Here is a 12,265-nt window from a genome sequence, read left to right on the forward strand (position 1 = left end):
AGACCCCCCCACGACACGAACACCGAATGGGCAGGTTACGGAAGCCCTCCAGATAGGTAGGGTCTCAGTAGGTCGTCGGCTCTCTTCGTGAGGAGGTGACGGGGCGTGGCCGCTCGTGACGATGCAGGGGCGCGAAGGGCGCAGCACGAAAAGGAGGTCAGAGACCTCCAAACGCAGATCTCCTTCCTGGAGGAGGAGATCTCCGTGCTGCGCCGCAAGCTCGCGGAGTCCCCGCGCCAAGTACGTGTTCTGGAAGAACGCCTCCATGAGGCACAGGCCAACCTGGCCGCCGTAACCGGTCAGAACGAGCGTCTCGTAGCGACCCTCAAAGAGGCTCGCGAGCAGATCGTGGCGCTCAAGGAGGAGGTCGACAGGCTCGCACAACCACCATCCGGATTCGGCGTCTTCCTCGAAGCCCGCGACGATGGAACGATCGACATCTTCACCGGCGGACGCAAGCTGCGCGTCAACGTCAGCCCCGCCGTCGACGTCGACGAACTCCAGCGCGGCCAAGAGGTCATGCTGAACGAGGCCCTCAACGTCGTCGAAGCGCTCAAGTTCGAAGAGCAGGGCGAAGTCGTCATGCTCAAGGAACTCTTCGACGACGGCGAACGCGCCCTCGTCATCGCCCACGCCGACGAAGAACGCGTGGTCAAACTCGCCGAACCACTCCGCGGAGTCCCCCTCCGCGCCGGCGACTCCCTCATGCTCGAACCCCGCTCCGGATACGCCTACGAGAAGATCCACAAGGCGGAGGTCGAGGAGCTCGTCCTCGAAGAGGTCCCCGACATCTCCTACAACGAGATCGGCGGACTCGGCTCCCAGATCGAAATGATCCGCGACGCCATCGAGCTCCCCTACCTGCACGCCGACCTCTTCCGCGAGCACCAGCTCAGGCCCCCCAAGGGCGTCCTGCTCTACGGCCCGCCCGGATGCGGCAAGACCCTCATCGCCAAGGCCGTCGCCAACTCCCTCGCCAAACAGGTCGCCGAAAAGACCGGCCAGGAAGGCAAGAGCTTCTTCCTCAACATCAAGGGCCCCGAACTCCTCAACAAATACGTCGGCGAAACCGAACGGCACATCCGCCTCGTCTTCCAGCGCGCCCGCGAAAAGGCCTCCGCCGGAACCCCCGTCATCGTCTTCTTCGACGAGATGGACTCCATCTTCCGCACCCGCGGATCCGGAGTGTCCTCCGACGTCGAGAACACCATCGTCCCGCAGCTCCTCAGCGAGATCGACGGCGTCGAAGGCCTCGAGAACGTCATCGTCATCGGCGCCTCCAACCGCGAGGACATGATCGACCCCGCGATCCTGCGCCCCGGCCGGCTCGACGTCAAAATCAAGATCGAACGGCCCGACGCCGAAGCCGCCAAGGACATCTTCTCCAAGTACATCCTCGGCGGCCTCCCGCTCCACCCCGACGACGTCAAGGAACACGGCGGCTCCAACGAGGCCACCGTCGAAGCCATGATCCAGCGCACCGTCGAACGCATGTACACCGAGACCGAGGAGAACCGCTTCCTCGAAGTCACCTACGCCAACGGCGACAAGGAAGTCCTCTACTTCAAGGACTTCAACTCCGGTGCCATGATCCAGAACATCGTCGACCGCGCCAAGAAAATGGCCATCAAGCAATTCCTCGACACCGGCCAGAAAGGTCTGCGCGTCACCCACCTCCTCGCCGCCTGCGTCGACGAATTCAGCGAGAACGAAGACCTCCCCAACACCACCAACCCCGACGACTGGGCCCGCATCTCCGGCAAGAAGGGCGAGCGCATCGTCTACATCCGCACCCTCGTCTCCGGAACCAAGGGCGCCGAAGCCGGCCGGTCCATCGACACCGTCGCCAACACCGGCCAATACCTGTAAGACCGACCAACCGCGGACCCGGACCGGACCCGGCCGCGAACCGCACCGCGACACGCGCGGCGGCCTCACAACGCGAGGCCGCCGCGCACGCATGCCCCGCCACACCCCCCGCGAATCCCCGGCCCCGTGGCTCCACCCCGCCGGCCCCGATAGGCTCGACGATATGAGTGTTCGGCGGGTGATGGGCATCGAGACCGAGTACGGCATCTCCGTACCCGGCCAGCCAGGGGCCAACGCGATGGTGACCTCGTCCCAGGTCGTCAACGCCTACCTCGCGGCGTCCGCCGCACGGGCCCGCAGAGCCCGATGGGACTTCGAAGAGGAGAACCCCCTCCGCGACGCACGCGGCTTCGACCTCGCCCGCGAGGTCGCCGACCCCACCCAGCTCACCGACGAAGACCTCGGCCTCGCCAACGTCATCCTCACCAACGGCGCCCGCCTCTACGTCGACCACGCCCACCCCGAATACTCCGCCCCCGAATGCACCAACCCCCGCGACGCCGTCATCTGGGACAAAGCCGGAGAACGCGTCATGGCCGACGCCGCCAAACGCGCCGCCATGGTCCCCGGCACCCACCCCATCCAGCTCTACAAGAACAACACCGACAACAAGGGCGCCTCCTACGGCTGCCATGAGAACTACCTCATGCGCCGCGAGACCCCCTTCGCCGACATCGTCCGCCACCTCACCCCCTTCTTCGTCTCCCGCCAGGTCGTCACCGGCGCCGGCCGCGTCGGCATCGGCGTCGACGGCCGCGGCGACGGCTTCCAGATCAGCCAGCGCGCCGACTTCTTCGAAGTCGAGGTCGGCCTCGAGACCACCCTCAAACGCCCCATCATCAACACCCGCGACGAACCCCACGCCGACCCCGAGAAATACCGCCGCCTCCACGTCATCATCGGCGACGCCAACATGGCCGAGCTGTCCACCTACCTCAAGCTCGGCACCACCTCCCTCGTACTCGCCATGATCGAAGACGGCTTCCTCACCGTCGACCTCTCCGTCGACATGCCCGTCGCCGCACTCCGCGCCGTGTCGCACGACCCGTCCTGCAAACACCAGCTCACCCTCCGCGACGGACGCAAGATGACCGCCGTCCAACTCCAGATGGAGTACCTCGAACAGTCCCGCAAGTACGTCGAGGACCGCTTCGGCGCCGACGTCGACGAGATGACCAAGGACGTCCTGGACCGCTGGGAATCCGTCCTCCACCGCCTCGGCGACGACCCCATGCAGCTCTCCCGCGAACTCGACTGGGTCGCCAAACTCGCCCTCCTGGAGGGCTACCGCAGCCGCGACGGCCTCGACTGGTCCCACCCGCGCCTGCAGCTCGTCGACCTCCAGTACACCGACATCAGGCCCGACAAGGGCCTCTACAACCGCCTCGTCGACCGCGGCCGCATCGACCGCCTCGTCACCGAACCCGAGGTCGAGGCCGCCGTCGAGGACCCGCCCGAGGACACCCGCGCCTACTTCCGCGGCCGCTGCCTGCGCCAGTACGCCGACTCCGTCGCGGCCGCCTCCTGGGACTCCGTCATCTTCGACGTCCCGGGCCGCGAGTCCCTGCAGCGCGTCCCCACCCTGGAGCCCCTGCGCGGCACCAAGCAGCACGTGGGCGCCCTCCTGGACCGCTGCCGGACCGCCGCCGACCTCGTCGCCACCCTGACCGGCCAGAGCTGACCTCACGCCCCCGGAGGCGGACGCCACACGGCTGTCGTCCGGTGCCTGAACGCTCTTTTGGATAGTGCCGCTATCGAGCGTTCCAATGGCCTTTGACCTGCACAAACAGGTGACGTCTCGGTATCGTGACCGGTATGCCCGTTTCAGTGGCGGCGCGGCGGGCGATAACCCGAGCATGCCCCCGGTCCCCGGGCCGAGGCGGCGAAACGGACGTTCAAGATCCGCTCGCCGTCGAAGATCGGAGATAGGGTCGAGGGCACCGGCAGAGCGGGAGGTACGGAATGGCCACGAAGGACACCGGCGGTCAGAAGCAGACCACTCGACGCACCGAAGAGGTCGAGGAGACCGAGGCCACGACCACCGAGGACGTGCAAGAGCGCCAGGAGAAGCTCACCGACGACGTGGACTCAATTCTGGACGAAATAGACGAAGTACTAGAAGAGAACGCAGAAGACTTCGTAAGGGCCTATATACAAAAAGGCGGCGAGTGATCCTGGTATGTCCGATTTATCTCACCACTGATCGGACTACATAACCGGGCATCATTCACATAACGAAATACGGGCTGCAAGCACATGGGCGAGGCCGATAAAGTCTCGCCCATGCGTTCGAAAAAATGCCTCGACTGCGGTGAGATCAAGCCCGCAACGGAGTTCTGGAAGTTGAAGGCCTCCAAGGATGGCCTCGCCTACTACTGCAAGGCCTGCTTCGGACTGCGCAACAGTCGGTCATATCGGAAGAAGCAGGGAGAGCTAGGCAAAGAGACCCGAGCTTATCGGCGATACTCAGATGTCCCCGAGGGGATGAAGTATTGCCCACAGTGCGAAGAGACTAAGTCGGTCGACCAGTTCGGGCGAAATCGCGCTAACAGCTCTGGGCTCGCCAACTACTGCCGTCCCTGTCACAACGTGGTCATGACCGCGGAAAGGCGACGCAACCACGGGAGCGCGCGCAACTATCTCCTCAAGCTCCGCTACGGCGTGACTGAGCAGCAGGTCGAGGAGATGATCGCCGAGCAGGGCAGCGTCTGTGTCATCTGCCTCCGCGCGGACGCGAAGCACGTCGACCACGACCACCTGACCGGGCTCGTCCGCCGCATCCTGTGCTTCAAGTGCAACGGAGGGCTCGGGCAGTTCGACGATGACCCGGAGCGGATGCGCCTCGCTGCGGACTACCTGGAGCTGCGGGGCTCCCACGCACGGCGGATGCGCATCGAGATCGGCGCTCCGGTCTTCGGAGGCCCGGACCGCGTTCGCTGGGACCCGTTCTGGCGTTCGAGGGGGAGCAGCCAGCAGTCTTCCCGTCACTACCACCTGCGCCAGAAATACGGGATTAACGACAGGGACGCCGAGTGGCTCCTGAAGGTGCAGATGGGCCAATGTGCGGTGTGCTTCGACTTCCCGGCCGAGCATGTCGATCACGACCATGTGAGCGGCGCGGTGCGCGGGATGCCGTGTTCGGCGTGTAACACGGGCATGGGGCAGTTGAGGGACGATCCGATCGCGCTTCGTCGCGCGGCGGATTACGTGACGGGTCGTCTCGTGCGGACCGTGACGGGCGAGGATGGCAGGACGCGCCTGTCGCTGACCGTTCCGGACGTTGACCCGGCGTCGGTTCCCAGGGGCGGCTGGAAGGTGTTCTGGGAGCAGGACGGGGAGTACCGCAAGCAGACCTTGCCGTTCGACGAGGAGCTCGACATGCCGACATGGGACGGCCTGGGCCCGGAAGGGGCGATGAGCCCTGTCTGAGCCGTCGACGCCGCCGAATCGGCGTGCCGGGCGGCCGGTGGGGCACGGGTTCGCCGTGGGCGGACTGGGACGGGGATCATGCGGCATGCGCGCGGGCGACCTTGAACAGTAGGGTCGTAGTCGTCTGCGCCGGTGGGGTTGGGCAGGGAGCCGGTGCCATGGTGGAGGGAAGGGAGTCGCGTGGCGTCCCACGATTCGCACACCGGGCGTCTGCCGGGGTTGTTCGCGAGCCCGGACACGTCGTCGTTCACGGAGTTCCTGGGCGGGTACTCTCCGGAGTTGCTGCCCGGGAGGCGGACGCCGCCTGCGTCGCGGGTGGGGGATGACATCCCGCACGGGACGACGATCGTCGCCGTGGGGTTCCCCGGCGGGGTGGTGGTCGCGGGGGACCGGCGGGCGACGGCGGGGAACATGATCGCGCAGCGGGACATCGAGAAGGTGTTCCGGGCGGACGAGTTCTCGGCGATCGCCATCGCGGGGACGGCGGGCATCGGGATCGAGATGGTGCGGCTGTTCCAGGTGGAGCTGGAGCATTACGAGAAGCGTGAGGGCCGGACGCTTTCGGTGGAGGGCAAGGCGAACCGGCTGGCGACGATGGTGCGGCAGAACCTGGGCATGGCGATGCAGGGGCTGGCCGTGGTGCCGCTGTTCGCGGGGTATGACGAGGAACAGGACGAGGGCCGGATCTTCTCGTACGACCCGGCGGGCGGACGGTACGAGGAGCGGGAGTTCTACTCGGTCGGGTCGGGTTCGGTGTTCGCGCGGGGCGCGTTGAAGAAGCTGTACCGTGCGGACCTGTCGGCGGAGGACGCCGGGCTGGTGTGCGTGCAGGCGTTGTACGACGCGGCCGATGACGATTCGGCGACGGGCGGTCCCGATCTGACGCGCCGGATCTTCCCCGTGGTGGCGTCTGTGACGTCGGAGGGGTATCGCCGGCTGGGCGAGGACGAGGTGGGCGCGTTGGCGCGGGCCGTCGTCGATGGTCGTTACGAGTCGCCGGGCGGGCCGACCGCCCCGCTGCGTTAGAAGGGATCCTGACCGGTGTCCATGCCGTTCTATGTGTCGCCCGAACAGCAGATGAAGGACAAGGCGGACTATGCGCGTAAGGGGATCGCGCGTGGCCGCAGTGTCGTCGTCCTGCAGTACGACGACGGCATCCTGTTCGTGGCGGACAATCCGTCGCGGGCGCTGCACAAGATCAGTGAGATCTATGACCGGATCGCGTTCGCGGCGGTGGGGAAGTACAACGAGTTCGAGAATCTGCGGCTGGGCGGTGTCCGGTACGCCGACATCAACGGGTATCAGTACGACCGCCGGGATGTGACGGCGCGGGGTCTGGCGAACGTGTACGCGCAGTCGCTGGGGACGATCTTCACGGAGACGAACAAGCCGTACGAGGTGGAGATCGTGGTCGCGGAGGTGGGTGATGCCGCGGAGACGGATCAGATCTACCGGTTGACGTTCGACGGTTCGGTGGCGGACGAGCACGGTTATGTGGCGATGGGCGGCCAGGCGGAGGCGGTGGCGCAGTCGCTGAAGGACGGGTACCGGGAGGGTTCGTCGCTGGCGGCGGCGTTGCGGACGGCGGTGCGGGCGCTGGAGGCGCAGGATTCGGAGCGGCGTCTGGAGGCGACGTCGCTGGAGGTCGCGGTGCTGGACCGCAATCGTGAGCATCGGCTGTTCAAGCGGTTGACGGCGGCGCGGATCGGTGACCTGTTGTCGGCGGACGAGGCCGCGCCGGGCGCGGGGGAGGCGGGGGACGCCGGGGGCGCCGGAGCGGGCGCGGACGACGATGACCTCCTCGATCTGCCCGACCTCCCCGAGGCCCCGAAGAGCGCCGAGGGCCCGAAGGACGCCCCGGGCTCGAAGGATGCCGAAGGCTCGAAGGACGCCGAGAAGGACGAGGACTGACCGCGGGGCCGGGCGTTCCGCCGTGTGGGGGAGCGTCCGGCCTGGGGATGGGCCCGTCGTCGCGGGGTGGTGGTCGCCGCCCGTGCGGCGGCGGGCTTGTCGCGTGTGCGGTGGTTGTGGTGTTCGGTGGAAACGGTCGGTTGGAGAGACTGCCAAGTCGGGTCTGTGCCGCATAGGGTCAGGGTGTGGACAGGCGCATCTTCGGGCTTGAGAACGAGTACGGCGTCACTTGCACCTTCCGGGGGCAGCGGCGGTTGTCACCGGACGAGGTGGCGCGCTATCTGTTCCGGAGGGTGGTGTCGTGGGGTCGCAGCAGCAACGTGTTCCTGCGTAACGGGGCGCGGCTGTATCTGGACGTCGGCAGTCACCCGGAGTATGCGACGCCGGAGTGCGACAGCGTCGTGGATCTGGTGACGCATGACAAGGCCGGTGAGCGGATCCTGGAGGGGCTGCTCGTGGACGCGGAGCGGCGTCTGCGGGAGGAGGGGATCGCCGGGGACATCTACCTGTTCAAGAACAACACCGACTCGGCGGGCAACTCGTACGGCTGTCATGAGAACTATCTGGTCGGGCGGCATGGGGAGTTCGGGCGGCTGGCGGACGTGCTGATCCCGTATCTGGTGACGCGGCAGATCATCTGCGGTGCGGGGAAGGTGCTGCAGACGCCGCGCGGTGCGGTGTACTGCGTGTCGCAGCGTGCGGAGCACATCTGGGAGGGCGTGTCGTCGGCGACGACGCGGTCGCGTCCGATCATCAACACGCGGGACGAGCCGCACGCGGACGCGGAGCGGTTCCGGCGGCTGCATGTGATCGTCGGTGACTCGAACATGAGCGAGACGACGATGCTGCTGAAGGTCGGCGCGACGGATCTCGTGCTGCGGATGATCGAGGCCGGGGTGGTGATGCGGGATCTGACGCTGGAGAACCCGATCCGGGCGATCCGCGAGGTCAGCCATGACATGACGGGCCGGCGGAAGGTGCGGCTGGCGAACGGCCGCGAGGCGAGTTCGCTGGAGATCCAGAAGGAGTATTTCGGGAAGGCGCGGGATTTCGTGGACTCGCGCGGCGGGGACGCGACGTCGAAGCGGGTGCTGGAGTTGTGGGAGCGGACGCTGCGGGCGGTGGAGACGGGCGACCTCGATCTGGTGTCGCGTGAGATCGACTGGGTGACGAAGTACAAGCTGATCGAGCGGTACCGGCGGAAGTACGATCTGCCGTTGTCGTCGCCGCGTGTGGCGCAGCTGGATCTGACCTACCACGATGTGCATCGTGACCGGGGGCTGTACTACCTGCTGGAGAAGCGGGGGTCGGTCGATCGGGTGTCGCGTGATCTGGACATCTTCGAGGCGAAGTCGGTGCCGCCGCAGACGACGCGGGCGCGGCTGCGCGGGGAGTTCATCCGGAAGGCGCAGGAGAAGCGGCGCGATTTCACGGTCGACTGGGTGCATCTGAAGTTGAACGATCAGGCGCAGCGGACGGTGTTGTGCAAGGACCCGTTCCGGTCGGTGGACGAGCGGGTGGACAAACTGATCGCCGGTATGTGACGGGTTTCCGGGGGAGTTGCCCACTGGGGGCTACTGGCCGGTCACCAGGGCGGTAGGGTGAGCGCGCAGTAGCGTGGGCGTCCCTCGAAGGATCTTTGTATGCGTCGTCGTGTTCGGCTGGTGTCGGTGGTCGTGGCGCTCGCGGTGCCGTTGGCGTCGTCGGCGGCGTGTTCGGGCGGCGACGACGTGGACGTGACGGTGCGCGGCGATTTCGGGAGGCTGCCCGATGTGGAGTTCCCGAAGGGCGCGCCCGCGGATTCCCTTGCGGTGAAGACGCTGACGAAGGGGAAGGGGTCGGCGGCGCGCAAGGGTGATCTGGTGGTGGCGGATTATGTGGGCTACCGGTGGAATGAGGGCGGGCGGAAGCTGCTGGCGGACAGTTACGCGAAGGGGCAGCCGGGGGCTTTCCCGACGGGGCAGCTGGTGCCGGGGTTGACGAAGGCGCTGGTGGGGGCGCGTCCGGGGGCGCGGGTGGTGGCGCGGATTCCGCCGGGGGACGGTTTCGGCGCGAAGGGCGATCCGAAGCATCGGGTGGGTTCGGACGACACGCTGGTGTACGTGCTGGACGTCCGTGCCGTGTATTCGAGTTCGGCGGGCCCGCGCGGGGTGAAGCAGGCTCCGCTGGCCGATCCGAAGCTGCCGAGGGTGAAAGAGGCGGCGGGGCGGGCGCCGTCGGTGACGGTGCCGCGTGCTGCGCCGCCGAAGCGGCTTCAGGTGCGGACGCTGGTGCGGGGGGACGGTCCGGCGGTGCGCGCGGGGCGGCTTCTGGCGTTGCAGTACGGGGGGTTCTTCTGGCGGGACGGCAAGGAGTTCAATTCGTCCTGGTCGGCGGGTCACCCGTACGGGCTGATGATCGGCACCGGTCAGGTGATCAAGGGGTGGGAGCAGGGTCTGGTCGGTCAGCGGGTGGGGAGCCGGGTGCTGCTGGTGGTGCCGCCGTCGCTGGGGTACGGGCCGAAGGGGCTGGCGCAGTTCGGGATCAGGGGGGACGACACGCTGGTGTTCGTCGTCGACCTCCTCGGCGTCCACTGACGGCGCGCCAGGGCGCACCGACCGCCGCGAGATCGGCCCGGTTCTATCTTGAATCCTCGTTGTTCATAGAATGGCGGAGTGGAGGACATCGACGCGATCGCGCTGCTGCAGGATCCGGTGCGGCGGCGGCTGTACGAGTTCGTCGCGGCGCAGGGCCGTGACGTGGGGCGGAACGAGGCGGCGGAGGCGGCCGGGGTGGCGCGGACGCTCGCGGCGTTCCATCTGGACAAGCTGGTGGGGGCGGGCCTGCTGGAGGCGGGCAGCAGGCGGCTGACGGGCCGTTCGGGGCCGGGCGCGGGGCGTCCGGCGAAGGTGTACCGGGCGTCGGCGGCGGAGCGGGCGGTGTCTGCGCCGGCGCGGGACTACCGGACGGCGGCGGGCCTGCTGGCGGAGGCGGCGGAGATGGCCGGTCTCGACATGGAGGTGCAGGACGCGGCGCGCCGCAAGGGCAGGTCGCTGCGCGGCCCGTCCGGGTCGTGCGGCGACCTGGACGGGGTCGAGGGGGTGTTGGCGGCGCGGGGGTACGGGCCCGTCCGGGATGAGGACGGGGGCGTGGTGCGGATGCGCAACTGCCCGTTCCGCGCGGTGGCGGAGCAGTTCCCGCCGCTGGTGTGCGGGCTGAATCTGGCGCTGCTGGAGGGGCTGGTGGAGGGGTCGGAGGTGCGGGTGCGGATGGATCCGCTGCCTGGCTGGTGCTGCGTCGCGGCGGAAAAGTCTAAAAACAATGAAGATTGACATAGAAGTGGGCGGCGTGCTGGACTGAGCGCATGGACGATCACGCCCCCTCCGATCACGCCCCCTCCCGGTTCCACCTGGCCCAGTTCAACGTCGCCACGCTCCTGGTCCCGCTCGACGACCCGGGCATGGCCGGCTTCCTCGCGCTGCTGGAGCCCGTCAACGCGCTCGCCGACGCCGCGCCCGGTTTCGTGTGGCGGCTGGTCGAGGAGGGGGAGCCGGACGCGACCGGCATGCGCCCCGCCGGCGAGGACGTGATCATCAACTTCTCGGTGTGGGAGTCGCCGGAGCCGCTGTGGGACTTCGTCTACCGCAGCGCCCACCTGGAGACGATGCGGCGGCGCCGCGAGTGGTTCCGGCGGCACGTGGAGGCGCATCTCGTCCTGTGGTGGATCCCGGCGGGCCACGTCCCGACGGTGGAGGAGGCCATGGAGCGCCTCGCCCTGATCCGCGCGCACGGCCCGACGCCCCGCGCGTTCACCTTCAACTCGTCCTACACCGCCGAAGAGGCCGCGGAAGCCAGCGCCGCGGAAGCCAGCGCTGCGGAAGCCAGCGCTGCGGAAGCAGGAGCCGCGGAGGCGGAGTCCAGCCCGGCCGTCAGGTGAGGAGGGCGGCGGTGTGGCGTCCGGCGGCCGCCGCGGTGAGGAAGTAGGCGAGGTCCTCGTCCAGGCGGCGGCCCATGGTGGACAGCCGGACGCCCCAGTCCTTCTCGGCGGCCCGCAGGACGTCCTCCAGGCCGTCGACGGCGACGGGCACGAGCCGGTGCTGGTCGCCGAGCGGGGCGGCGCCGGCGGCGACGCGGGCGCCGAACTCGCCGCCGAGCTCGGGGACGGGGATGTCGGCGGCGGCCAGGGCGACGCGCCCGTAGGCGGTGAGGGAGTGGTGGGAGACGCCGACGTGGCGTTCCCGCTTGTCGCCCTCGGAGACGCGCAGCGACCCGACGGGCCGCCCGCCGAGGACGGACGCGGCGTTGACGGCCTCACCCGCCGTGACCCCGGAGAAACCCCACCTGGTGCCCGTCCCGAGGTTCCCGGGGCCCTGGGCGAGGACGGCGACGTCGGCGTCCAGGACGAGCCGGGCCGCGAGCAGCCCGGTGTGGACGGTGACGGTCTCCAGATCGCCGCCGAACGCCTGCCCCGCGGTGACGGTGGCGGCGAGCGCGCCCGCGTCCTTCAAGCGGGCGATGGACATGGAGAACCACGACGGCAGCGCCCCGCCGTCCGGCATGACGTACACCACGCGCGCGGACGGCCGCTCGGCCAGCAGCGCGGCGAGGATCGGGGGCAGCGCGGAGTGCAGGTCGGCGACGACGACGGGCATGCCGCCGATGGAGTCGGCGTCGCGGAGGACGGCGTGGTGGGGAGAGTCCTGCTCGTCGGCGCCGAGGACGGTGGCCTGCAGCGGCGTGTAGCGGGCCTTGACGAGGTGGCCGGGTCCGGACGGGTCGGGCGGGAGCCGGTCGGGGACCGCGACGACCATGGCGTAGCCGCCGGTGCCGAGGCCCATCGCCAAGGCCGTAGTGTTGAGCAGGACGGTATCTCCCGTTTCGGGCCGTCCGACCAGGGCGGGGTAGGCCAGGGCGCGGCAGGTGCCGCCGTCCCCGAGCGAGACGGTCAGCTCGACCGCCCCGGGCCATTCGCGCCGGATGCCCTCGACTGTGCCTTTGCGCCATCGGATCACACCGGGAAACGGTAGCGTCCTGAGCGGTGGGCGCGGGAACGATCGGGCGCGCCCGGGGCGGTCCG

11 protein-coding genes are annotated in these 12,265 nt (G+C 68.5%); 10 read left to right on the forward strand and 1 reads right to left on the reverse strand.

Features of this window, described 5'->3' with window-relative positions; translation table 11 throughout:
- Positions 1-105: 105 nt before the first annotated feature.
- The 10 genes from arc to ACH35V_RS39135 all read left to right on the forward strand — a co-directional run bounded on the left by arc (position 106) and on the right by ACH35V_RS39135 (position 11,125).
- On the forward strand, positions 106-1,869 hold the full coding sequence (gene arc / locus ACH35V_RS39090; protein WP_395979935.1) for a proteasome ATPase: 1,764 nt from the start codon (positions 106-108) through the stop codon (positions 1,867-1,869).
- 163 nt (positions 1,870-2,032) lie between these two features.
- Entirely contained in the window at positions 2,033-3,550 is a 1,518-nt protein-coding gene (gene dop / locus ACH35V_RS39095) for a depupylase/deamidase Dop (protein ID WP_395979936.1), read from the forward strand.
- Positions 3,551-3,831: 281 nt separating this feature from the next.
- Positions 3,832-4,041: a ubiquitin-like protein Pup gene (locus ACH35V_RS39100; protein WP_089325987.1), complete on the forward strand. Its 210-nt coding sequence runs from the start codon at positions 3,832-3,834 to the stop codon at positions 4,039-4,041.
- A gap of 111 nt (positions 4,042-4,152) precedes the next feature.
- Positions 4,153-5,298 carry an endonuclease VII domain-containing protein gene (locus ACH35V_RS39105; protein ID WP_395979937.1) on the forward strand — a complete coding sequence of 382 codons (1,146 nt, stop codon included), beginning with the start codon at positions 4,153-4,155 and terminating at the stop codon, positions 5,296-5,298.
- A gap of 180 nt (positions 5,299-5,478) precedes the next feature.
- Positions 5,479-6,324 carry a proteasome subunit beta gene (gene prcB, locus ACH35V_RS39110; protein ID WP_395979938.1) on the forward strand — a complete coding sequence of 282 codons (846 nt, stop codon included), beginning with the start codon at positions 5,479-5,481 and terminating at the stop codon, positions 6,322-6,324.
- A 21-nt stretch (positions 6,325-6,345) separates the two neighbouring features.
- A complete protein-coding gene (gene prcA / locus ACH35V_RS39115) occupies positions 6,346-7,209 on the forward strand; it encodes a proteasome subunit alpha (RefSeq protein WP_395980032.1) in 864 nt (287 codons plus the stop codon).
- A 185-nt stretch (positions 7,210-7,394) separates the two neighbouring features.
- Positions 7,395-8,753, forward strand: a complete 1,359-nt coding sequence (pafA, locus tag ACH35V_RS39120; protein ID WP_131971666.1) for a Pup--protein ligase — start codon at positions 7,395-7,397, stop codon at positions 8,751-8,753.
- Positions 8,754-8,852: 99 nt separating this feature from the next.
- Positions 8,853-9,785: an FKBP-type peptidyl-prolyl cis-trans isomerase gene (locus ACH35V_RS39125; RefSeq protein WP_395979939.1), complete on the forward strand. Its 933-nt coding sequence runs from the start codon at positions 8,853-8,855 to the stop codon at positions 9,783-9,785.
- A gap of 78 nt (positions 9,786-9,863) precedes the next feature.
- Positions 9,864-10,520, forward strand: coding sequence for a helix-turn-helix transcriptional regulator (locus tag ACH35V_RS39130; protein WP_395979940.1), 657 nt, complete (start codon positions 9,864-9,866; stop codon positions 10,518-10,520).
- A gap of 32 nt (positions 10,521-10,552) precedes the next feature.
- Complete coding sequence (locus ACH35V_RS39135; protein WP_395979941.1) at positions 10,553-11,125, forward strand: DUF3291 domain-containing protein; 573 nt, start codon at positions 10,553-10,555, stop codon at positions 11,123-11,125.
- Here ACH35V_RS39135 and ACH35V_RS39140 read toward each other — a convergent pair.
- On the reverse strand, positions 11,118-12,200 hold the full coding sequence (locus tag ACH35V_RS39140) for a DUF3866 family protein (RefSeq protein WP_395979942.1): 1,083 nt from the start codon (positions 12,198-12,200) through the stop codon (positions 11,118-11,120). The two genes, ACH35V_RS39135 and ACH35V_RS39140, sit on opposite strands and share 8 nt — an antisense overlap.
- Positions 12,201-12,265: the final 65 nt, after the last annotated feature.

The sequence above is a fragment of the Actinomadura sp. 1N219 genome (assembly GCF_044326405.1).
Taxonomy (GTDB): domain Bacteria; phylum Actinomycetota; class Actinomycetes; order Streptosporangiales; family Streptosporangiaceae; genus Spirillospora.

Excerpts from the sequence above, each read along its gene's own strand:
- dop (WP_395979936.1), top strand. The coding sequence starts at position 2,033 with ATGAGTGTTCGGCGGGTGATGGGCATCGAGACCGAGTACGGCATCTCC.
- ACH35V_RS39100 (WP_089325987.1), top strand. The coding sequence starts at position 3,832 with ATGGCCACGAAGGACACCGGCGGTCAGAAGCAGACCACTCGACGCACC.
- ACH35V_RS39105 (WP_395979937.1), top strand. The coding sequence starts at position 4,153 with ATGCGTTCGAAAAAATGCCTCGACTGCGGTGAGATCAAGCCCGCAACG.
- prcA (WP_395980032.1), top strand. The coding sequence starts at position 6,346 with ATGCCGTTCTATGTGTCGCCCGAACAGCAGATGAAGGACAAGGCGGAC.
- ACH35V_RS39125 (WP_395979939.1), top strand. The coding sequence starts at position 8,853 with ATGCGTCGTCGTGTTCGGCTGGTGTCGGTGGTCGTGGCGCTCGCGGTG.
- ACH35V_RS39135 (WP_395979941.1), top strand. The coding sequence starts at position 10,553 with ATGGACGATCACGCCCCCTCCGATCACGCCCCCTCCCGGTTCCACCTG.